The following is a 22,068-nucleotide window of genomic DNA, read 5'->3' as shown; positions in this document are numbered from 1 at the left end:
CATTTGCTTATTTAGCTTTTTTATGTGTGAGGAATAGACTTGGGATGAAGATTACAGCAAGGACAATGGTGGATACTAAGAACCCAGCATGGTAACCTTTTAAGCCATTCGCAATCGTTGGTTGTAATCCTTGCATGACAGTTGCGACCACAGTGGCGATAACAGCCGTACCAAAGCTCGAACCAAGATTCTCAATAATATGAATACCGACACCTGCTTCTGGAAGTTGTTTGCTGCCAAGTCCTGTATAAGCATCACTCGTCAATGGAAGCATAATTCCTCCAAAACTGGTCCCACGGATGAATAATATGATGGAAATCCAAATCATACTCGTTTTATCGGTGATAAAGATAAGTGGAATAGACCCGATAAGCGAAAGAACAAGACTGGCCATAACGACGTATTTCGCACCGATCCGATCAATCATTTTTCCAATCATTGGCCGAGTAACAAGCATCCCGACTCCTTGAGGGATTAATGCTAGCGCAGCTTCGATTGCTGTGAAATGACGGAAGTTTTGAAAGAACAATGGAAGTATTAACATGGGTCCCATGACGGCAATATTCGCTAATAATAACCCGACGCTGGATGCTAAGAAGTTTTTGTGCGCAAACAAATTTATGGGGAGTACGGTTTGATATTTTCTGATTCGGTTATATACGATGTAAATTACAGCTAATGCGAGGCCGATGCCCGCCCATAGGATTGTTTCGCTATTGTTAAATGATGCATGGTCCGCTGCTTTCGTAATTCCGTATATCATTGCTGCACTCATTAAGGATAAATTGATAATTCCAAAAATATCAAGTTTGCTATTTTTGTTGAATGGCTCAAAGTCTGGAAGAGTTTTCATCATCAGTGGTGCAGCAATCAAAACGATGAACACGTTGATGAAGAAAATCCAATGCCATGATGTAGCTTGGACGATGAAGCCCCCGATTACAGGTCCTAAGATTGGGCCCAAAATCATTGGTGTGCTGACAATAGCCATCACCTTCCCTATATGTTCTCGGCCTGCTGTTTTAACCAATAGCGTTGACATAAGCGGGGTAATAATTCCAGCGCTAAACCCTTGAAGTAAACGGAATAAGATAAAGCTAGAAATATTCCAACTAACCCCAGCGAAAACAGAAGTTACACCAAAGGCGATGACTGCACCGATTAAGATTTTCTTTCCGTTAAATTTGTTCATAAGCCATCCGGATACAGGAACTGCAATAGCAAGGGCTAAAACATAACCTGTAATGGACCATTGAATGGTATCCAACGTCGTGCTGAAATCTTTATTTAATTTGTCAATGGCGATGTTTACCATAGTTGAATCAAGCATTGGGGCAATTGCTCCAAGTGCAATTGCCCAGGCAGCCGAGAGAATTTCTTTCGATAAGCCTGATTTCTTTATTTGATCTTTTGACATATTATTCTCCTCTCAGAAACCATTTTGTTTCCACATCAACAAAAAGATAGCACCATATTGTTTCCGTGTCAACAAAATTAAGAATAAAAAAGACAGCCCATTCACAATAGAGTTGGGCTGACTATGGTTTCTTTATTCTATTTATCCGATTTAATTAACAGCTATTCCCTGTTTCTTTATTTCAGTATCCAAATGCCTGCTGTACTTTTCCACGAAGCTAAGCATACTGTCAAATTGTTCTTCGGTAACTTGTTCAAAAACGACTTTGTCCCGTTCTCGAAACTCTTTATGGAGTTCCTCATGGATGTTATAAATTACTTTTCCTTGCGCAGTAAGCTTAAAATAAATTTCTTTTTTATTATCCGGCTTCTGGTAGCTTTCAATAAGATCTTTTTTTATCAGTTTCTTAGTTAATTTACTTATGGCACCTCTCGTCATATAAAGGGACTCCGCAAGTTTTCTCACATTGCTATCAGCATTTTTCCCAATGGATTCAATACAATGTACTTCAGAAGGTTTGTACCCCTTCAAACTTTCTTCCATCTTAGACTTATTAAGCAACACCATCTTGTTAAATAAGTCTCTGAAATTCAATATGAGTTGTTCTTCTTTGTTCATGGCCTGCCCTCCCACCAGTTGGTGCACTAGCCATATTATATTCATTTTTTGTTTCTATTTCAACAAAATGAGAAAATGATAACTAGTAACATCAGGGCAGTCCCTTGACTTTTAATTGGATGCTGTCGGGCTTATAGACCACCTTAATTTAGAAATCACCGTCGGCGGAGAGAAAAAACGCCAAAAACTAAAGAGGACAAAAAGCTGCTGGCGAAGGGTCAGCAGCTAATACAGGGGCGTATAAACATTTCATTCCATACTTTATGATAAAAGAGCACCATACTTCATAGAATAATCATCATTTAATGAGCCATCATCTCATGGGCAATATCGTGCCCATCCATTTTTGACGGGTAGTAGGTAGGCCAGTTTTTGACTTCATCAAGTAAAGCTTCACGATCATCACCCCAATAGAGATGGTAATGACTAGCTTTAGTCGGATAAATACTATGATCGCTAAACTGGATATACTGAGGAAGCCCTTCCGCTTTTTTAGCTAGTTTGAATATGTACCTTACCCCCCTATTGCCCGCATCATATGTTAGAATTTCGTACCCGTCATACGTATACTTACCAGAATATTCTTTTCCATTTTTAAAGAAGGTTACAGTTTCTTTGTGGATTACAATACGGTCAACATCTGTTTGATAACCTTTTTTATAATACTCTTTATAATCTTTAGCTGTCTTGTCGCCTTCGTGTTCTGATTTATATGAAAACACTTCGTCAAGAGTACCATCTTGCAGGTATGGATATACAGATTGCCAATCTCCTTCCCAATCAGAAAGTGGGCGATCCTTTACTTGGCTGTTTTTAAAATAGCCTTCATATATTTTTTCTGTTTCTTTATCATGCGCATGACTATGATCGTGAGAATGTTCATGTGTGTGACTTTCAGATGTGTGCTCTTGCGCTTTGGAAGAGTTTTCTTCAGCTGCTGAGGATGATGTTGTTTGATTAGACTCACCTTTAGATGAATCGGAAGTCTGACATCCTGCCAATACGAGTAATGAACCTATAGCTAATATACCTAACCTCTTTGCAAATAAAATCTTCATTCCAACACTCCTTTTTATTAAATCGAAAACATTACGATTTATATTATACATCTATCTCTTGCCGACATCAACGGGAACATCATCTTCCTATTGCAGAATCGTATCTGGCAGCAGATGGCCAATTTACTTTAGAAAACTGACTTTGTTCATCAGTTATTCCTTTAAAAAACGAAAGTCTACGATATTTCCATATCGATCCGCTTCAATATGACAGCATCCCTCAAGCAGCTGTTTTCATTTTCCCCTTCCGCGTTGTACCCTTGATTTTGCTCCCGAGTAAGAAATGCCGAGCTTTTCACTCAGCTCTTTTTGTGATAACCTCTGATATTCAGTTAACTCGAGCGCCTCTCGATACTTTTCAGGCAACCGTTTGATGGTCGATTGAATATACAAAGTATCTTTCCCGGACCTGGAGGAGAGACACCTGAAGCACACGCCTGGTGATACATTCATTACTTGATACTGACATTTTTCTAAAATATTTATGCTGAACGATCATATATAGTAAAGACAAGAGCTTTTTTGTCTCTTGTCTTTTTCACATCATGCGGAGAATGCAGCGGCAAGAAACGATGCCGCTTTATTCAATGCTTATTTGATTACGAAATGACCGTATTCCTTTGAATGAACCTGAATTGGTCCGTTTAGATTGTAGTTGTTCTCCTTGGCGATAGAGCGGAGCACGTCCACACGGGCAACCGACTCTCTCCACTCGTCACGGGTATCATGATTTGCCGGATTCATCAGATCGTCATAGCGTACGTCCAAGAATTTATTTAACCACTTCTTCTCGTCTATTCCGTCTTTTGGTGACCCGCCCGCTTTTTTGTTCGTACGTTTAATTAAGGCATAAAAGGAGTCAGGATCATCACCATCGCCATGCTGAATAACCGTATCGTACATTACAGCTCTTGCCAATGCTGTTTTTAGTCCGGCATTATCCGATCTTTTCATGGCAGGCTGATAATACAAACGGTCATTTACTTTGTCTTGGGCAGCGCGAAATTCCTTATCATTTGCAAGCGACTTCCAGGCAGAAGCGAAGCCCTTAAGATTGCTTATGTCATCGCTTTCTTCCTTGGCCAGACGGCGCAATTCAGGCAGGTACTTCTTCAATTTGTTATTCGGAACTGCCTTTGTGTATTCTTCCACTACTTCCAATGCATCCCCTGTAGCCGTTGTAAAACCTGCCCGTCCGCATGTATAGCCTCGCCCGTCACCCAATGGCTCGACATATCCATATTGGATCTCCGTCGTGCCGTTTTCAAAGATACTTGTCAGCTGTTCCGCCCGGCGCTTTTGATCTTTATTCAGTCCCGCCGCAAAAACCGTTTCGCTCATCATCAAGGTAAAAAACATGGTGAAAACAAGTAATGAAATCGCTGCCTTTTTGCAGAAGCCCGCTTTTTTCTTCAAACTGATATTCATTTTATTGCCTCCTTCTAAATATTGTAAATCCAGACTTAGTATACATGAAGAGGCTATCCTATTGTTGAAAATACATTGTTTTGTCAATATTTTGAATCCAAAGTGATATAACTTGTATCTTACTATTTTTTGCCAATCAGCCTCAGCCCTTCTTACTTGGAAGTTCCCCCTTTGATTTTCATACTGCTTCAACTTTCATTAACAAGATGCCATAAAGCTTTACTCTAATTTATAATGGAAATGATCATCGAAAATAGGTATGGAGGTGATGTAAATGGCAAGCAAGATGAGAATGCCAGATTCCGCAACGTCCCATGCAAAGCCTATTATTGGGAAGGCGATACTTTGCATGGGGTAGACTTTCTAAAAGATCGCCCAAGTAAGCTTTTCTGATATAGTGGCTTTGCACCTTATTTAACATAAAAAATAAGGAGCTGGCAGAAATGGCATATGTAAAAGCAACCGCTATTTTACCTGAAAAGCTGATATCGGAAATTCAAAAGTATGTTCAAGGAGAAACAATATATATTCCTAAACCTGAAACCTCTCATCAAAAATGGGGCGCGTGTTCAGGAACAAGAAAGCTGATCGATGACAGAAACGCTTCTATTAAAAAAGCATTTAAAAACGGCAAAACCATTCATCAATTATCTGAGGAATATCACCTCTCTGATGAAACAATAAAAAAAATTGTCTACTCTAAATAAACCAAACGGAAGCACTGATGAAATATAATCAGTGCTTTTTATATGGCGAGTTTGTTTCTTAGTTATTTCCTGCATATGATCCCATTGGCTCATTGTGTAAAGTTAAGGGAGATGAGAAGAAAGGAAGGTTTTACAAATGACGATAAACAATGGAACGTTGCAAGTACCCGGCGCCAACATCCACTATCAGGTGCGGGGCACAGGTCCAATCATTCTTTTGGTCCACGGCGGAGGCGGTGATGCCGACAAGTTCCATCATGTTGCCAATCATCTGGCTAACTGGTACACGGTTGTTACTTACGATCGCCGCGGCCATTCCCGCAGCAATCTCGCCCATCAGGTTGAGAATTACCGTGTGGAAACACACAGCGACGATGCCCACCGTCTTCTAGCTAAAATCACCAATAAGCCGGCCTATGTATTTGGAAGCAGCTCCGGTGCTGTTATAGGGCTTGATCTGTGCATACGCCACCCTGAACAAGTACGTGTCATGATCCCGCACGAACCAATCCTATTGCAGCTTCTGCATGGAAATGAGCTGAAACAAGCCGAGCAATTCATGGAGGACCTTAAGATAAATCATCGAGGTGAAGTCACGAAGTTAATAGCAAGATTAGAGACTGACGAACAATCAAAGAATGTCCTGACAAAACGGCTCCTCGGCAATTCAACGTATTTCACTGATTATGAAATTCAAGGAATTCTCAACTATACATTAGATATCGAAGCATTAAAAACTGTGTTTACATCTGCATCGGTGAAGATAATCCCAGCTGGCGGAAGTGCTTCACGGGAGCTTTTTCCTTATCGCTGCGCGAACGCCCTAGCAGAACACTTGGAAACAGAATTGGTTGAATTCCCCGGAAATCATACGGGGTACACCATGCATCATAAAGAATTTTCTGAGAGGTTACACGACATGTTAGAAAAAAATAAACATACGGGTTAAGGATTGATTAAAATTTTCATAATAGGACCAGGAGAACTTTTCAATAACGAGAACGGCAATGTGAGATGTTCCCTATCTTCATTTCGTATTTTAGAGCATTAGATACAACCCTAAAGCGGCTAGTTATTTTGTCCTCACCAACAACCAGTGTCTAACATCATGAAGCTACTTTGAAAATCACCACAAATGCAGGAATAGAAGACGCAAGCATAGCAAAAACCATACCAACTATTGTGATTGGTATGGTTTCTCTCTGATAGACCCTAAGAGGGAGATCCGTATATCGCTAGTTGCATTTGTAACCGACTGGGCCATCTGAGCCTGTGTACACATACGTGTCAGACACATATCCAATATTTACGATCCCCCGGGAATCTTTCCATTGGATTTGATCCCAAATATTACTCGTTCCATACTTCCCAGTCACTGTTGTTCCATAAGCATAACAATAATAAGGAACACGGGAGCCGCTCGGAATGGAAAGCATAATAGGATAATTTGTGCCTGGACCGCTGCGCATATTTACAGGCGCACCGCTGCTTGTTGAGACAGTAAAGTACTGAACGGCAAGCGCTTGACTGGAAAAAATGAATAATGATGCAATCATAACGGTTAACATACTGAGCTTTTTCAGTTTAGCCAATGTCATCCCTCTTTCTTCAATTTCTTCATTTTAGGAATCAATAGAACAATGCTACCAGCTGCATTTAGGAACAACCGGACCGTCTGAGCCTGTATACATATAAGTATCAGAGACAAAACCAGGAACGATCTCGCCGCTTGCAAGCGTCCGCTCTGTGTAATTCCAAATATTACTCGTCCCATACTTTCCAGTTACAGTTGTACCGGTTTTGTAGCAATAGATCGGGATGCGGGTTCCGCTCGGAATGGTCGTTACAATTCCCCAACTTGTACCTGGGCCGCTGCGCATATTTACAGGCGCACCGCTGCTTGTTGAAACCGTATAATACTGAGCCGCAAGTGCATGACTAGAAAAAATGAACAATGATGCGATCATTACCATTAGCATACCTAGTCTCTTTAGCTTATTCATCTTATACCCTCCCCTTTAAATGCCGTACGTTTGACTTACTTTAATCCAGTTACAAGATCTACTTTCAGAAACATGCCCCCTCCCCTCCCATATATGTATCAATGTACCATAAACTAGATCTTTCAAAAGTGGAATTATTCCTATGTTTTCGACAATTAAAGATACAAAATAAATGGCAGTCAGGCTTGATATTAAGGACTTGGATCATGCGGTTCATTTCCACATATGTATCAATGTACCATAAACTAGATCTTTCAAAAGTGGAATTATTCCTATGTTTTCGACAATTAAAGATACAAAATAAATGGCAGTCAGGCTTGATATTAAGGACTTGGATCATGCGGTTCATTTCCACCAATTAACTCTATCCGTGTACTGCTGCCTTGTATCCGCGCTTCTCCTCGATTCGTGGATACTTCTCCTTTTTCATCTAATCAAAAACGAACACCAAACAAACCAGCGTAAATACTGTAAGTTCAGTGTCCAAAGGGTGTGATGGCTTTGTCTTCTTTTCTAGAACGTATATAAAAAGAACAAGGTGCGTTATCAAAAGCTGATTCTATCATGTTGCAAGTCGAAAAATCATAGCATTTTATATATTTCAATCAGGTTATGATCTGGATCTCTGAAGTGAGCAACTCGGGCACCCCATTCCTTGCGATCATGCGGTTTATTCACACATTTCACTCCTTTTTTGTGTTTTGATGCAAAAATGGATGATTGTATCAAAGTTGTGTTAAAGCCTTAAAAAACGGAGGTGACAGAAATGGAATACGCCTTACACGAAGTGCTTGAGGTTCAGGAAATGACTGCTTTCAAGACACTCTGTTTGACGAAATCTAAAACAATGAAAGCACTGGTATCTGATCCGAAGCTGAAAGAAATCATGCAGCAAGACGTTGACATCACCACCCGGCAGCTGCAGGAATTTGCCTCTATTTTATCTAATGCAAAGCACGAATGAGGAGATGAATAAATCATGAATCCTATCATAGAATATCTAACTGGCATGAATGTTCTGACAGACCAAATCATTGCTATGGACTTATTAATTTCAGCAAAAAACGGAGTCAGAAATTATGCGATGGCAGCCACTGAAGCCGGAACACCTGAAGTAAAAGAGGTCCTTATCCGCCATTTGGAAGAAGCACTCGATATGCATGAACAACTCTCAAGCTATATGATGGAAAAAGGCTGGTACCATCCTTGGAATACAGACGAGCAAGTCAAGCTGAATTTACAAAATATTGATACGGCGATCCAATTGCCAACCCTTTAATAGACAATGATTGATTTGCTGAGGCACAGTCTTGATTGACCAAAACTGCTCCTCAGCTTTTTTTAGTCGCTATGAGCACTGTTTTTCATCTTTCGGGCCACATGAGTGTAAAAAGATTCACCTTGATACGGACCTTCTAAAAAGGCGAAGATATCACAGGCTATCGCAGCATCCGCAAAGATTTAATCAATACCGGGGCAAACGACAAGGATGCAGAAGTAGTCGTCAGCCACAACATTGTCACAAGCCGAACACCAGATGACTTGGAAGCATTTAACCGCGAATCATTAAATATGTTAAAATAAAACGAGAAGGCACAGACTGTTCAGGTCTGTGCCTTTTTTAAAATTAAGACTCCATCTTTACATTCTGAAAGACAGCAGTTGCGTCCCACACATTCAAGCCAAATTGGCCTTCTGAAAATGCGGAATCATTGGTATCAATCACAAGGCGATCATCTAAATAAATTTTAAAGCGATTACCGTTGGCCTCTGTTTTCAGATGATACTTTTTATTAACATCTATCGGTGTTTTGTATTCAGCAATGACAGAAGCAACACCGTTCTCAAATTTAAAGAATTTCACTAGGTCATGCTTCGCATCCACGTTGGCAAGATAACCGTTTTGGGCATCTTTGTCAGAGCGAAACATGAGTGCTCCCGCCCCTCTTCCGTTTCCATCCTTTATGGTGATATCAGATTCATAAGTGAAGTCTGACCCGGATGCTGAAGACAAGATAAAGGAATCGCCATCCGACCGCCCTTGTTTTCCCTCAATTGTGTCGGCCCACGTGCCATTTACCGTCGTCCAGCCGGTTACATTGGACATAAAAGGCGACGTTCCCCATACCTTTTTTAAAGGGTGAATCCTTAAAGATTTTACCTTTACATCTCCATTTGCAGCATATAATTCAAGTCCTTTGCTTGATCGATCTGGGAGAGTGACATCTGTTATGACCTGCTGTCCGTCATTCCCAAATACTTCAACCGAGGAGCGGTCAACAAAAATGCGCATCTTAACCTTTCCATTTACCGGCTTCAGCGGTGCTGTTTCTTTTCCGGTGTCAAAGGCCGGATTAAAGGTGACGTTGCCCGACTTGCTCCGGTCAACGAACAGTTTGGCGTTCCTTCGGTCATAGCCGACTTTCGTAAATTGCTTTTCTCCTGTTCGGACCTTAAAACCAAATTCAGCAGCTGAACCAGGGCTTACTTTAAATTCTGCATTTATTTCATAGGCATCTCCAGATAGACCCGCTAACACATTATGACTTGCAGGTGATATGGTCAGACTCTTCCACTTCTTAGAGGTCCCGCGAATGGCTTCCAGCTCTTTTACTGGTGTTTGGATAACTCTAATCCCGTCGGTAAGCGCTTTCAATTTTAACTCTCTTGGAATAGTCGTTGCACTTCTCCATGGGGATGTCGGAACATCATTCGCATATTGCCAATTGCTCATCCAACCTAACCAAAGCCTCCGGCCGTCTCTGGATGGAATATCGGACCAGGATACAGCTGCGTAAAAGTCTCTGCCGTAATCCGTCCAGAGAACTTTGTCTGATGGGTTTTCATTTTTAAAATGAGTTCCATCAAAGTCCCCTACGAAATATTGCATACCTGATCCTCCCGAAACCGCTCCGTTTCCGACACTGACTTGCAAGACCCATTTTTTTTGATTCGGTTTGCCATCTACCGGTAGCTCAAATAAATCCGGACATTCCCATACTCCCCCGTGGCTTCCTTGCCCCTGTCCAAATTCACTTGCATACGCCCACTGCTTCAGATTTTTTGATGTATACATGAGAATTCGGTCACCAGCTGCCAGTACCATCACCCACTTTTTCTCTTTCTCATACCAAAAGACTTTTGGATCGCGAAAATCTTTTTTACCCGGGTTTGGAATGGCAGGGTTGCCTGCGTATTTCGTCCATGTTCTGCCTTTGTCATTGCTATAGGCAATACTTTGCACTTGATGGCCTTCCCGATCCTGTGTATAAATGGCCACAAGCGGCTTCTCTTTGCCTGTTTGAAAACCGCTTGTGTTATTTTTATCTACAACTGCGCTTCCAGAAAAAATCGTGCCTTTTTCATCCGGATACAGCGCAACAGGAAGGTGCTCCCATGTAACCAAATCTTTGCTGACGGCATGCCCCCAATGCATGGGCCCCCACTGAAGCCCGTATGGATGGTATTGATAGAACAAGTGATATTCCCCCGCATAATATACCATTCCGTTTGGGTCATTCATCCAGTTTGCCTCCGGTGTGAAGTGATATTGAGGACGGTAATCCTCATCATAGTAGCTTGAATCGGCTGCATCCGCCGAAAATGCCATAGTCAACAGCAGGGTGAACATGATTATGACTTGAATCAGTCTCTTTTTCATTTGTTCCTTCGCTCCTCTCTTCATGTTTGAACACTTTCAAGAGAGACTGCTGCATAAGCTGGTCCGTTTTTGGAAATTCTCCTCTGTTTCGCTGTTATCCGAATCATTTATATCTCAAAAGACTGCTGCAATTTCTCTCTTCTTCCTTCACACAGCTTATGCTAAGAATCCAGCCCAATACCCGAGAATCCCGATGATAAAGATGCCGCAAATAATGAGAAGAGGGTTCACCCCTTTGCGCAGCATCCAAGCCACCAATAACGTTAATCCGAGCGGCAGCGCACCCGGCATAATGCTGTCTAACACATTTTGTACCGTTTGAACATCTACTTTTCCGCTTTCATCCTTAATTCTGGATACAACGATTGGAATGTTGATGGTGGTCCATTTGGACACGAGGGCCCCCATAACAAATAACCCGAGAATCGAAGCGCCCTCTGTAAGCTTTTGAATACGATTCCCCGCTAAATCCTGAAGAATCTCCATTCCTTTCACATAACCATACTTTAATCCGTAATATTTTGTGCTTAACCTTATGGCATTCAGCAAGAAAAAGAATAGCAAAGGGCCGGCAATGTTTCCTCCTAAAGCAAGAGAGGCTCCTAAGGCAGCTAAGACCGGGCGAATCGTTCCCCAGAAAATGGGGTCGCCTACACCCGCTATTGGCCCCATTAAACCGATTTTCATTCCGCTTATCGCTTTTCCATCAATTCCTTTATTGTTCGCCATTTCTTCTTCCATGGCTGCCGTCACGCCAAATATAGGCGCTGTCAGCCACGGATGTGTATTAAACCATTCCAAATGGCGCTGCAAGGCTTCGTTTCTTTTCGCTCCGGGAGCGTACAATTTTTTGATCGCCGGTATCATGACGTAACAATATCCCATTGCCTGCACACGTTCGAAGTTAAAGGAACCGAGCAAAAAATTTGAACGAATAAACATGCTGAAAATTTCTTTTTTCGTTAATCGTTTTTCTTTCTCCATTTTTTTCTTCCCCCCTCATCGTTTAGGCATCAAGATCATCATCATCGTCATCATAAACAGCAACACTGCCACTGTCTGATGCGGCCGCGACTGCTCCGTGAGCGCTTTGTTTTTGCATCATCTGCTGGTATAAAAGCGCCAGACAGAGACCAAGGGCTCCGAATCCCACTAAGTTAAAATCGGTAAACGCCGCTAATAAGAAACCGATATAGAAAAATGGCTTTAAGTAAGGAATATTCATCATGTTGATCACCATGGCATACCCGACAACCACAATAATGCCTCCGCCTATTTGCAGTCCTTTTGTAATGACATCAGGAATATTTCCTAGGAATGCCTGAACAGCGCTGACACTAATTAAAGCAACAATCAATGTAGGAATCATGACGCGCAAAGCTTGAAACACCATCGCGGTAATATGCATAATTTCAATTCCTTTTATATTTCCTTCTTTTGCATATTTGTCAGCGCGGTGAATGAAAAAGACAGTGATCGTCCGAACAAAAATCGTCAGCGCCTGACCCGCAGCTGCCAAAGCAACAGCGACAGCAATCCCTTCGCCAATTCCCTGATCAGCGGTAATAACTAAAATGGTTGAGATGACAGAGGCGATCGCCGTATCAGGCGCCATGGCAAGCCCGACGTTCATCCAGCCGAGCGCCATCAGCTCCAGTGTGCCTCCAAGGATAATCCCCGTTTTTAAATCCCCGAGCACCAGGCCAACTAGCGTACAGGCCACAAGCGGCCGGTGTGTCTGCCCTTCATCCAATACACTTGCGATTCCGGTGATTGCTGCAATGACTAACAACAAAATAATTTGTAATGAAGACATATTCTCATCCCCTTGATTATTTTGTTACGTTCCGTAATATCTGTACAAAATCTTCACTGGCATCTGAAGGCAGCTGCCTTAATTCCAGTTTCACGCCCTTGTCACTTAATGTTTCAAATGCCTTTATATCTCGCTCTGTGACACTGACTGATTTTGTGATTTGCCTGCGTTGATTTTCAAAACGCATTCCCCCGACGTTTACGGTCTTGATCGGTACGCCTGCTTCTATGAGGGATACGATATCGGACGGATTTTCAAACAAGAGCATGGCTGTTACTCCTTCATAGCGCGGACTATGAAAGGCTTTTGCCATTTTAGAAACAGAGACGGCACTCGCCTTTACATTTGAAGGCGCAACAGATAGGATTAGCGTTTTTCTCATTTCATCCTGAGCAATATCATCGGAGACAACGATGATTCGGTCGGCCGCATGTACTTTAATCCACCTTGTCAGGATTTGGCCGTGAATAAAGCGGTCATCAATTCTTGCTAACACAATGTTCATCATAATTCATCCTCTCTTGTATCTTGATTGGCTGTTTTTACTTTTTCTAAATGTTCACTGCACACTTGAAAGCTTTGCTGACTCATTGCTTTTAAGTTGTTCAGCAAAGCTTTGAGAGCCAGATGTTCTCTCAAGCTTAATACCTCCAGCAGAATCGGCAGGTTTACGCCGGCTGCCATATCCATTCTTTGATCCTCAGCAATGATGGAAGCTGCCGCGTTATATGGCGTCCCTCCAAAAATATCGACTAAAAAAAGCACTTCATGTTCTTCCGGAATTTCCTTGAGCGCCTGATGATATTTTTCCTGCAGCGTTTGAATCCCTTCCCCTTTAAAAAACGGCACTGCAATCAGGTTGTTTTCTTCACCGAATATCATCCCTGAAGACTCTTTTAATGCTATGGGAAAATCTCCATGACCACTGATAATAACTGAAATCATATCTATTGCTCCTTTCCTGTTTTGTACATCCATATATAATGCAAGGATCGTGCCAACACATTTGTGTTAAGCGTTTTCATTGATATTTCAGCCAATCGCAGTTTGTTGTTGAAACACTTAAAACGAAAAAAATAAACCTGTATTAAAATGGTGTTCCATTTAATACAGGTTCATATGAAAAAAATGGTTTTAAAACAGATGGCCATGCACTTCTTCAGCAAATATGGCGGCTATAAATAATTTTTCATCATCACTTATGCGAAGTCCGAGCTTTTCTTCATAAGGGGCCAGTGTCCGCTCTGTAACGTTCACCATTTCCTTCATCTGATCATTAATTTCTTCTTCCTCCGAGAAAGCGATCGGATTCTGCTTAATTACCCTTTCAAAGGCGAAAGCTGTATGCATAATGACTTTGATCAAAACGGCATTATTGAAAATGACACCCAGCTCATCTTGAACGGTTTGCAGCCACTCTACTAACATTTCGGTCACATGATGGGGATTTAAGAAGACAAGATACTTTTTCAAGCTATCCTCGCAAAGCTCCCTGACAATAATATTTGCTTCGTTTAATCCATTGCTCAAGGGAATGTTTCCTTTTGTAATCGCCTGTTGAATCATCTTCTCTCCCTCCCCTTCAATTAACACTTCTAAGGATACATGCGGAGCATTCATTTTAGGGTCTTTCGTTCCGACTGTGGCAAGGATTTCATACTCTTTTTCGATTTCTTTTATGCTGTTGGCCAGTTTAATCGATGATACGGTTAATATGTGAATCGGGGTATCGGAGGCCTTGTTTACGATCGTGGTTAAAATGTCTTCCAGCTTTTTGGCCGTTCCGCTGCCTGTCGTGCAGATGGATACCAAAGCCTTCTTTTTGCCGGCTGCCGCTGGCTGGCGCTCCCATAACTCGATAAAATCCTTCGTAACCGATTGATAGATCGCATGCAAATTCAAATTCAAATAGTTGACCTTTCTGACAGCATCCAGCACCATTGAGGTCGTAACATTGCTGATCGTTTTGATGGCAATGCCAGTCTTTTCCTCCAGCCTGCTTTCCAGCATTGCAAGCGACCCCATATCTACCAGCATTAAAACACCTTCACCTTCATCAACCTGTTTCATTTTTTCCGCTACGCATTCAAGAATGTCCGAAGGTGAAACAGAAAGCGGCATGTCAACTGCTGCAATCGGCGTGCTCCCTAGCAGTTCTGTCGCAACTTCAACCATTGAACTCGCCGTGCTGTTTCCATGAGCAGCAACGATAATACCGACTCTTTTGTTCTCCTTTAACGATTTGATGGAATGGATTAACATCGTTAAGTAGATGACTTCTATTTCAGGAATAGCCACTTTAAAATATTCCTGAATTTTATCTTTAAAAATCATCGCCACCCGATATTCTTTCACGTGCGTATCACGAATTTCATCCGTCTCCTGTGTATTTAAGACATCAATTTGCTTTCCGCGCTTTAAAAATGCGTCAATATGCATACTCAAGAAATAAATAAATTTACGGTCAAATGTGCAATCCAGCTCATGTTCAGCTATTTCTTTTAACTGTTTTGTCATTTGAATCACGTCATCTTCAACGAATGTCAGCAGGCTGTCCTTTTGAAAGGCTTGATGATGAAAAAAACTTCTGACATGCAAATGGACATCAGTCAAGATGTATTGGTTAATATCCTTTTTGGATAAACCTTCTTTCATAAGCGTTTTTACTTTTTCCTCGATCAAATGATATAAGTTAAAGGAGAGGTCTTCGTCAATTTTTGTTGTTTCATCTTCTACAATTGGAGAGATAATCGTTGTAATATTGACATATTCTGAAATGGCTTTGCTTCTTTGCATGTTTTTGCTGCTGGACATCCATTCTTGCTTGATTTCATCAGGCAGATCCCGAACCGTCAGTTCAATAACCTCATTTCTGTCAAGGTTATGCAAAAAACCGTGTGCGCAAACTAACTGGACATTTGATTTCAGCTGTCCGACATTCCCAAATTTCGCGGAATGAATAAGCGCATTATAGACATCGATGTGCACACTGAGATTCTTCTTAATCCGCTCTGCTTCTTTCCCTAATAAAAACGTTGTCAGCTCCACTCTTTCTTTAAGCGATCGCTCTTCAAGCGAAGGAATATGAATGGTCATTGGGATTCTTCGCAAAAATGTTTTCAATAGGGCAGAACTCGGATTTTCTGTAGTCGCACAAATAAACAATACGTTCGATGTTCGTTTATGTTCAGATTCTCCAAGCCTGTTATAAGAACCGCTGTCAATAAAATAAAACAACATTTCCTGTCCCTCAGGAGGGAGACGGTGGATTTCATCCATAAACAGAATGCCCCCATTGGCCTGTTCGACTAAACCTGCCTTATCCTCGGCGGCACCTGTAAATGAACCTTTTTTGTGTCCGAATAATTGAGAAAGCAATAATTGAGGGTTGTTGTAGTAATCTGCACAGTTAAATGTAATAAATGGTGCGCCGGCCTTCAAAATGTCAGAGTAAATGGCAAACTGGTAAATTCGGTTCGCAAAAAGGGATTTACCGGAACCAGTCGGCCCTAGGAGGAGCATATGCAGACCGTTAGGCGGATAAAAGACAGCTGCTTTTGCCTGGGAGATCGCTTTTTTCAAACTCCCTTTTGCCCCAATCATAAGCTCTAGAGGATTCGTGGAAATGTGTTGATGATTCTGTTTTAAATCCCCAGAAAACACCTTAAGGTCTTTCACTTCCATCATCCCTGTATCCCATTTCTTGCTGAATACCTTTTCTGCTATCTCGACTGGGATGTAGCGCACAGGAAACGTTTTAATTTTGATGACCTTTTTGGTCCGGACAAGATTGTTCAGCTCAAAGCTGACATTGGACCGCTCCATTTTCAACTGCTCAGCAATTTCCTTTGCTGAATTCCCTTGTATTTTTAAAAGATGATCTAAGGTTGAATCATGAAAATTATGCATGAGCTGATGGTATATTTTATCTATTCTTTTCACGTCTATCATCCTTTGTCCTTATTAGATAAGCCTTTAACAAGAATATTCCGAATTTTATTGTCCGCCTTGAGATGATCTGCATCGTTCAAAAAGATCTCTATAGCAGATTGACAAAGCTGACTTTTATGCGTATATATTTATATTTCGAACCATTTGCATCTCATATTAGTATGATAGATTCGCAGTTCTTGAGGGCAAGTCCCCTTCAAAAGTAATAATCAGTAAACAGTTTATCATTCTTGAGGAATGTAATGATGTCAAAATCATCAATGATAAAAAATGAACCTTATAGCTCAGGACAAATTTCCTAAATATAACCCGGGAGATTTATTCACAATTAAAAAGGGCGGTCACTCTATGTGTTCGCCGCAGTAGCACGATATGCAATAATTCTTCATTTTTACAATACATCTGGAAAGTTAATGATTCGGTAAACTTATCAGCAATGATGATGTCTTACAGCCATTCACCTAGGATAGAAAAATCTCCGATATCCCCTGCAGGCCACCATTATAGCGGGCATACAATGGTTCAAATCGATGCCTATTAAAAAATAGCCTATCAGATCGTCCAAATGACGTTCCTGTTTATTCTGTTATTCAATAGAACTGCAAGTTTTATTCATAAACTCAAAATAGTTTTAAAATTTAAAAATAAAAGCATCTCCTCTTTTAAATGTTATAATATCCGTTAAAACTTTACTCATCTTTTTATTATTGGAGGAAAATAAAATTGATAGGCAATTCTAGCAAAGACAATTTTGGCCAGCAACAGAAATTGTCTAGAGGCCTTAAAAACAGGCATATACAATTAATGGCGATTGGAGGTGCAATCGGTACAGGTTTATTTTTAGGGTCAGGTAAATCCATCCACTTTGCAGGGCCATCCATTTTATTTGCTTACTTGATCACCGGCGTATTTTGCTTTTTCATTATGCGTTCGCTCGGAGAACTGCTCTTATCAAATGCGGGATACCACTCTTTTGTGGATTTTGTAAGGGACTATTTAGGAAACATGGCAGCATTTATTACTGGGTGGACCTACTGGTTCTGCTGGATTTCCCTCGCGATGGCTGATTTAACGGCGGTCGGCATTTATACGCAATATTGGCTGCCCGATGTGCCTCAATGGCTGCCCGGCCTTCTTGCGCTTATTATCCTGCTGATCATGAATCTTGCCACCGTTAAACTTTTCGGAGAATTAGAGTTTTGGTTTGCATTGATCAAAGTCATTGCCATACTGGCCCTGATCGTAACTGGCATTTTCCTGATTGTGAAAGGTTTTTCCGCAGCTTCCGGCCCTGCCAGCCTTACCAACCTTTGGAGCCATGGCGGCATGTTCCCAAATGGATGGCATGGGTTTATCCTATCGTTCCAAATGGTCGTCTTCGCTTTCGTGGGTATTGAACTAGTTGGACTGACAGCTGGTGAAACAGAAAATCCCCAAAAAGTGATCCCTAAAGCCATCAATCAAATCCCTGTCCGGATTTTACTTTTTTATGTAGGCGCACTTTTCGTGATTATGTGTATCTATCCTTGGAATGTGTTGAATCCAAACGAAAGCCCATTTGTTCAGGTCTTCTCTGCTGTGGGCATTGTTGTGGCCGCCAGTTTGATCAATTTTGTTGTATTAACATCAGCCGCATCAGCTGCCAATAGCGCTTTATTCAGCACAAGCCGAATGGTCTATTCACTTGCAAAGGATCATCACGCACCTGGACTATTAAAGAAATTGACTTCTTCTAACGTTCCAAGCAATGCGCTGTTCTTTTCAACCATCGCCATTCTGATTGGCGTTAGTCTGAATTATTTAATGCCTGAGCAAGTCTTTACACTGATTACAAGTGTTTCTACAATATGCTTCATTTTTATTTGGGGCATCACGGTGATCTGCCATTTGAAATATCGAAAAACAAGACAGCATGAAGCGAAAGCAAACAAATTTAAAATGCCTTTTTATCCATTATCCAACTATTTAACACTTGCATTTCTTGCATTCATTCTTGTCATATTGGCACTGGCGAATGATACACGTGTTGCTTTGTTTGTCACCCCGGTCTGGTTTGTTTTATTGATTATTTTGTATAAGGCGCAGACCCGCAGAGGACATCAGATGAAATAAAAAAAGACAAGGGATACTCACTCCCTTGTCTTTTTTATGAGGCCAAACACTAAGTTTTAAATTTCGTTCACTTCATTTAAGTGTTAACTCAAACCAGTTTTGATGCCGAAACCTACTAATATTATTCCGGTAATTTTTTGAAACACTTTCTGGAACTTCGAGTTTTTCATCCATTTTTTTGCGTAATCAATAATATAAACAAGAAACAGAAACCACAACACCGCTAATAAGGTTAGGATTGAAGCTAAAATGATGAGCTGCTGGTTGATATTTCCGTTTAAATTGATAAATTGGGGCATGATTGTAACATACACCAAAACAGTTTTAGGATTGAGAATGTTACTGAGTGATCCCTGCATAAAGGAAGTTTTATAATAACGTTTCGGAGAACTTGCCATATTTTTTGTTTGAGACTGCATGTCATCTAACGAAAACATACTTTTAGCAAAAAAACTTTTTACACCTAAATAAATTAAGTACGCCGCTCCCAAATATTTGATCATTGTGAAAAGAATCACTGACTTTGCAATCACCACCGATAATCCTAAAATGGCAATCACCGTCCAAAAGGACAGTCCAGTTGCCAATCCGAGAATGTTATAACGTCCGGCTTTCGGGCCATATCGAAGCGTATTTTTCATCACAAGCATCGTATCTGCACCCGGCATGATAACCATCATGGCAGCGATCGGTATGTAAGCGAGTAAGCTGTGCATTGTTCTCTCCCCCTTTAAAAATCCCCTCAATCATATAGTGACTACAAAAGTAACTACTTATAAAAATTGTATCAATGCGTTTGGAATAAATCAATATGGTTTGTTAAAATAGCGATTACAAAGTCAGTGATTGCTTTTTAAATTGGAGGATATATGAAGGAAAATATGTTAGACATTTTGAAAAACCTCAATTTTACAGAATATGAGTCGAAAGCTTATTTGGCGTTATTGCAAGAATCACCTTTAACAGGCTACGCCGTTGCCAAAAAATCCGGAGTGCCCCGTTCTAAAATTTATGAAGTCCTGGAAAGCCTTGTGATCAGAGGAGATGTTTTTGTCAGTCATGGAAATACGCCTCAGTATGTTCCTGTCCCCGCGAAAGAATTGATTAAAAACCGCCGGCTCAAAGCGGAAGAACATTTTGATCAGGCTGAAAAATATTTTGAAAAGTTCGAGCAGACCGCAAATGACCGGGAAAACATCTGGAATATCACCGGCCGCAGTGAAATTCTTGAAAAGGTGAAGGCCTGTATCTTATCCGCCAAAAAAAGAATCCTCTTAGAAATATGGAAAGAGGATTTTGAAGAGATAGAATCAGAGCTCAAACAGGCGGCAGATCAAGGCGTCATTGTCACCATTATTGCGTACGGAGACATCGTATCTGATTTCGCTAATATTTACCTGCATGATATGAGCAGTGAAATTACAGAAGAGTATGACGGACGGTGGCTTGTCTATAGCGGAGATGATTCAGAAGTAGTTGCGGGCATTGTCTCGCTTGGCAACGACAGCCGCGCCGCATGGACGATGCACGTAGGTTTAGTCATGCCTATTACTGAAGTGATCATTCATGATCTGTACCTTATGGAAATTCTGAAAAAGCATAGAGAGCTTTTGGAAGAAAGCTTTGGGAAAAACCTCATCCAATTGCGCCGTAAATTTTCTATCCACTCAGATTTCAAAAAACATTACTTGGAATAGCGTTTGGCATCGTTCACCCCAAAAACAAGGCTTGTACGAAATAAGCCTTGTTTTTTTATGCATAAAAACTTCCCCATGCTGATTTACTTCTTTAAAAAAATGTGATTCTGCGCAAACTATTTTTCAGCCTGCCGCGTCTATCCTAGGTAACAGCCTACGATATACGTATATTCAAAAAGGAGCCCTTTATTGCAATGAAGAAAAAACAAACAACAAAAGCGTTGCTTGTCGCATGCATAACTGATCATAAGCAAGATTTCTACAGGTTGGCTTTCAGTTATGTGAAAAATCAAGATGACGCATTAGATATTGTTCAGGAATCTATAAAAAAAGCGCTGAGCTCAGTTGAAACGGTCAAAAACCCCGAGACGATAAAAAGCTGGTTTTATAAAATTTTGGTGCGGACAGCTATTGATTTTTTGCGCAAACAAAAAAAGATAAGAGTGATGGACGACGAAACGATAGAATTTTTAAGCAAGGGAAAAGAAGACCATTACAAGGATACTGATCTCCATGAAGCGCTTGACGAATTGCCTTACCGCTATAAAACCATTATTATTTTACGTTTTTTTGAAGACCTCAAATTAGAAGAAATTGCGGAAATTACAGGAGAAAACACGAATACCGTCAAAACGCGCCTATACAGAGCATTGAAGCTGATGCGCATTCAGTTGACGAAGGAGGATCTTTCTTAATGGATAAGAGATTACAGCAATTAAAAGAAGAATATAAAAATGTTCCGATTCCTAAAGAATTGGATGTCATTGTTGAAAAAGCCCTTCAGCAAGAACCAAAAAAGAAAAGAATCGTCATGTGGCCGACATCAGCAGCAATCGCTGCAGCTATTTTATTCACTGCGCTTGTGAATATCAACCCTGACGCCGCTCACGCTATGTCTAAGATCCCTGTCATCGGCAAAATCGTCAAAGCGATCACCTTTATTGAAATCAAAGAGGAAAAAGACCAATCAAGCATTGATGTCAAAACACCTGCTTTGTCCGGACTTTCTAATAAAGAGCTTGAAAACAGCATTAACGAGAAATACTTGAAAGAAAGCCAGCAGCTGTATAAAGAGTTTATACAATCCACATCCAAAAACAAAAAAGGGCATCTCAGCATCTACAGTGATTACGAGACGGTCACAGACACGCCAGATTTGCTCTCGATCCGGCGCAATATTGAAACAACACAAGCATCTTCCTACACACAAAACCGTTATATTACGATTGACAAAAAGAATGATATTTTACTTACATTAAAAAGCTTATTCAAAGATGAGCGCTATATCAAAGTCATCAGTCAAAACATCAAAGAGCAAATGAAACAGCAAATGAAGGAAGATCCTAATAAAATATATTGGCTCACTGATGAAGATGCTGAACCGTTCAAAACGATTCTTCCTGATCAAACGTTTTACATTACTGAGGACCATAAACTTATGATCTCATTTGACGAATATGAAGTCGCCCCCGGCTATATGGGCGTTACCGAGTTTAAAATTCCAACCAGCGTCATTTCAAACTTGCTCGTGGGAGAACGTTATATTCGATAAAATAAAAAAACATCCATTTTAGATTATGGATGTTTTCTCTCTTTTCTA

General features: G+C 40.8%; 22 protein-coding genes and 5 pseudogenes. 10 read left to right on the top strand and 17 right to left on the bottom strand.

The window, feature by feature from the left end:
* Nucleotides 1-7: 7 nt before the first annotated feature.
* The 5 genes and pseudogenes from QA442_RS08455 to csn all read right to left on the bottom strand — a co-directional run bounded on the left by QA442_RS08455 (nucleotide 8) and on the right by csn (nucleotide 4,521).
* Entirely contained in the window at nucleotides 8-1,417 is a 1,410-nt protein-coding gene (locus QA442_RS08455; RefSeq protein WP_095432884.1) for an MDR family MFS transporter, read from the bottom strand.
* Nucleotides 1,418-1,567: 150 nt separating this feature from the next.
* Nucleotides 1,568-2,035 carry a MarR family winged helix-turn-helix transcriptional regulator gene (locus QA442_RS08450; protein WP_049141100.1) on the bottom strand — a complete coding sequence of 156 codons (468 nt, stop codon included), beginning with the start codon at nucleotides 2,033-2,035 and terminating at the stop codon, nucleotides 1,568-1,570.
* Nucleotides 2,036-2,337: 302 nt separating this feature from the next.
* Nucleotides 2,338-3,093 carry a metal-binding protein ZinT gene (locus QA442_RS08445; protein WP_095432883.1) on the bottom strand — a complete coding sequence of 252 codons (756 nt, stop codon included), beginning with the start codon at nucleotides 3,091-3,093 and terminating at the stop codon, nucleotides 2,338-2,340.
* Between the two features lie 153 nt (nucleotides 3,094-3,246).
* Nucleotides 3,247-3,489: pseudogene (locus tag QA442_RS08440) on the bottom strand (sigma factor-like helix-turn-helix DNA-binding protein); the annotation flags it as partial.
* Between the two features lie 195 nt (nucleotides 3,490-3,684).
* Nucleotides 3,685-4,521, bottom strand: coding sequence for a chitosanase (csn, locus tag QA442_RS08435; protein WP_095432882.1), 837 nt, complete (start codon nucleotides 4,519-4,521; stop codon nucleotides 3,685-3,687).
* Nucleotides 4,522-4,964: 443 nt separating this feature from the next.
* Here csn and QA442_RS08430 point away from each other — a divergent pair, with 443 nt between their 5' ends.
* Nucleotides 4,965-5,228, top strand: coding sequence for a CD3324 family protein (locus QA442_RS08430; protein ID WP_040082356.1), 264 nt, complete (start codon nucleotides 4,965-4,967; stop codon nucleotides 5,226-5,228).
* Nucleotides 5,229-5,364: 136 nt separating this feature from the next.
* Complete coding sequence (locus QA442_RS08425; RefSeq protein WP_095432881.1) at nucleotides 5,365-6,177, top strand: alpha/beta hydrolase; 813 nt, start codon at nucleotides 5,365-5,367, stop codon at nucleotides 6,175-6,177.
* Nucleotides 6,178-6,463: 286 nt separating this feature from the next.
* Here the strand turns inward: QA442_RS08425 and QA442_RS08420 are convergent, their stop codons facing one another.
* The 4 genes and pseudogenes from QA442_RS08420 to QA442_RS08405 form a co-directional block, all read right to left on the bottom strand.
* Nucleotides 6,464-6,820 (bottom strand): SH3 domain-containing protein, encoded by a 357-nt coding sequence (locus QA442_RS08420; protein WP_069839573.1) that lies wholly within the window; start codon nucleotides 6,818-6,820, stop codon nucleotides 6,464-6,466.
* 51 nt (nucleotides 6,821-6,871) lie between these two features.
* Nucleotides 6,872-7,231 (bottom strand): SH3 domain-containing protein, encoded by a 360-nt coding sequence (locus tag QA442_RS08415; protein ID WP_069839574.1) that lies wholly within the window; start codon nucleotides 7,229-7,231, stop codon nucleotides 6,872-6,874.
* Between the two features lie 323 nt (nucleotides 7,232-7,554).
* Nucleotides 7,555-7,665 (bottom strand): annotated as a pseudogene (locus QA442_RS08410) (hypothetical protein); the annotation flags it as partial.
* A 148-nt stretch (nucleotides 7,666-7,813) separates the two neighbouring features.
* A pseudogene (locus tag QA442_RS08405) lies at nucleotides 7,814-7,930 on the bottom strand (VOC family protein); the annotation flags it as partial.
* Nucleotides 7,931-7,997: 67 nt separating this feature from the next.
* On the opposite strand from QA442_RS08405, the gene QA442_RS08400 reads away from it, so the two are divergent.
* The 3 genes and pseudogenes from QA442_RS08400 to QA442_RS08390 form a co-directional block, all read left to right on the top strand.
* Nucleotides 7,998-8,195 (top strand): hypothetical protein, encoded by a 198-nt coding sequence (locus QA442_RS08400; protein ID WP_014480384.1) that lies wholly within the window; start codon nucleotides 7,998-8,000, stop codon nucleotides 8,193-8,195.
* Nucleotides 8,196-8,210: 15 nt separating this feature from the next.
* Complete coding sequence (locus QA442_RS08395; RefSeq protein WP_014480385.1) at nucleotides 8,211-8,510, top strand: spore coat protein; 300 nt, start codon at nucleotides 8,211-8,213, stop codon at nucleotides 8,508-8,510.
* 112 nt (nucleotides 8,511-8,622) lie between these two features.
* Nucleotides 8,623-8,815: pseudogene (locus tag QA442_RS08390) on the top strand (DJ-1/PfpI family protein); the annotation flags it as partial.
* A 43-nt stretch (nucleotides 8,816-8,858) separates the two neighbouring features.
* On the opposite strand, the gene sacC reads toward QA442_RS08390, so the two are convergent.
* From sacC to levR, 7 genes are all read right to left on the bottom strand, one after another.
* Entirely contained in the window at nucleotides 8,859-10,862 is a 2,004-nt protein-coding gene (gene sacC / locus QA442_RS08385; protein WP_255220427.1) for a levanase SacC, read from the bottom strand.
* Nucleotides 10,801-10,947 (bottom strand): hypothetical protein, encoded by a 147-nt coding sequence (locus QA442_RS08380; RefSeq protein WP_231516504.1) that lies wholly within the window; start codon nucleotides 10,945-10,947, stop codon nucleotides 10,801-10,803. Before QA442_RS08380 ends, sacC begins: the two co-directional genes overlap by 62 nt.
* A 101-nt stretch (nucleotides 10,948-11,048) precedes the next feature.
* On the bottom strand, nucleotides 11,049-11,876 hold the full coding sequence (gene levG / locus QA442_RS08375) for a PTS fructose transporter subunit IID (RefSeq protein ID WP_040082343.1): 828 nt from the start codon (nucleotides 11,874-11,876) through the stop codon (nucleotides 11,049-11,051).
* Nucleotides 11,877-11,898: 22 nt separating this feature from the next.
* Nucleotides 11,899-12,708 carry a PTS fructose transporter subunit IIC gene (levF, locus tag QA442_RS08370; protein ID WP_069839581.1) on the bottom strand — a complete coding sequence of 270 codons (810 nt, stop codon included), beginning with the start codon at nucleotides 12,706-12,708 and terminating at the stop codon, nucleotides 11,899-11,901.
* Between the two features lie 16 nt (nucleotides 12,709-12,724).
* Nucleotides 12,725-13,213 carry a PTS fructose transporter subunit IIB gene (gene levE / locus QA442_RS08365; RefSeq protein WP_095432879.1) on the bottom strand — a complete coding sequence of 163 codons (489 nt, stop codon included), beginning with the start codon at nucleotides 13,211-13,213 and terminating at the stop codon, nucleotides 12,725-12,727.
* Complete coding sequence (gene levD / locus QA442_RS08360; RefSeq protein ID WP_071581499.1) at nucleotides 13,213-13,653, bottom strand: PTS fructose transporter subunit IIA; 441 nt, start codon at nucleotides 13,651-13,653, stop codon at nucleotides 13,213-13,215. The genes levE and levD overlap by 1 nt, the downstream gene beginning before the upstream one ends.
* Nucleotides 13,654-13,842: 189 nt before the next feature.
* Nucleotides 13,843-16,650: a transcriptional regulator LevR gene (levR, locus tag QA442_RS08355; RefSeq protein ID WP_095432878.1), complete on the bottom strand. Its 2,808-nt coding sequence runs from the start codon at nucleotides 16,648-16,650 to the stop codon at nucleotides 13,843-13,845.
* A gap of 625 nt (nucleotides 16,651-17,275) precedes the next feature.
* Between levR and QA442_RS08350 the strand changes: the two are divergent.
* Together QA442_RS08350 and QA442_RS08345 are read left to right on the top strand one after the other, a co-directional pair.
* Nucleotides 17,276-17,344, top strand: a pseudogene (locus QA442_RS08350) (hypothetical protein); the annotation flags it as partial.
* Between the two features lie 38 nt (nucleotides 17,345-17,382).
* Nucleotides 17,383-18,771 (top strand): amino acid permease, encoded by a 1,389-nt coding sequence (locus tag QA442_RS08345; RefSeq protein ID WP_279474014.1) that lies wholly within the window; start codon nucleotides 17,383-17,385, stop codon nucleotides 18,769-18,771.
* Between the two features lie 83 nt (nucleotides 18,772-18,854).
* Here the strand turns inward: QA442_RS08345 and QA442_RS08340 are convergent, their stop codons facing one another.
* On the bottom strand, nucleotides 18,855-19,487 hold the full coding sequence (locus QA442_RS08340; RefSeq protein ID WP_095432877.1) for a LysE family transporter: 633 nt from the start codon (nucleotides 19,485-19,487) through the stop codon (nucleotides 18,855-18,857).
* Nucleotides 19,488-19,640: 153 nt separating this feature from the next.
* Between QA442_RS08340 and QA442_RS08335 the strand changes: the two genes are divergently transcribed.
* From QA442_RS08335 to rsiV, 3 genes are all read left to right on the top strand, one after another.
* Nucleotides 19,641-20,468 (top strand): TrmB family transcriptional regulator, encoded by an 828-nt coding sequence (locus QA442_RS08335; RefSeq protein WP_014664770.1) that lies wholly within the window; start codon nucleotides 19,641-19,643, stop codon nucleotides 20,466-20,468.
* A gap of 194 nt (nucleotides 20,469-20,662) precedes the next feature.
* Complete coding sequence (gene sigV / locus QA442_RS08330) at nucleotides 20,663-21,163, top strand: RNA polymerase sigma factor SigV (RefSeq protein ID WP_095432876.1); 501 nt, start codon at nucleotides 20,663-20,665, stop codon at nucleotides 21,161-21,163.
* Nucleotides 21,163-22,020: an anti-sigma-V factor RsiV gene (gene rsiV / locus QA442_RS08325; RefSeq protein ID WP_095432875.1), complete on the top strand. Its 858-nt coding sequence runs from the start codon at nucleotides 21,163-21,165 to the stop codon at nucleotides 22,018-22,020. The genes sigV and rsiV overlap by 1 nt, the downstream gene beginning before the upstream one ends.
* The last annotated feature ends 48 nt before the right edge of the window (nucleotides 22,021-22,068 follow it).

The organism is Bacillus stercoris, assembly GCF_029772985.1.
Taxonomy (GTDB): domain Bacteria; phylum Bacillota; class Bacilli; order Bacillales; family Bacillaceae; genus Bacillus; species Bacillus stercoris.
This window is presented reverse-complemented; position numbering and strand designations above follow the sequence as displayed.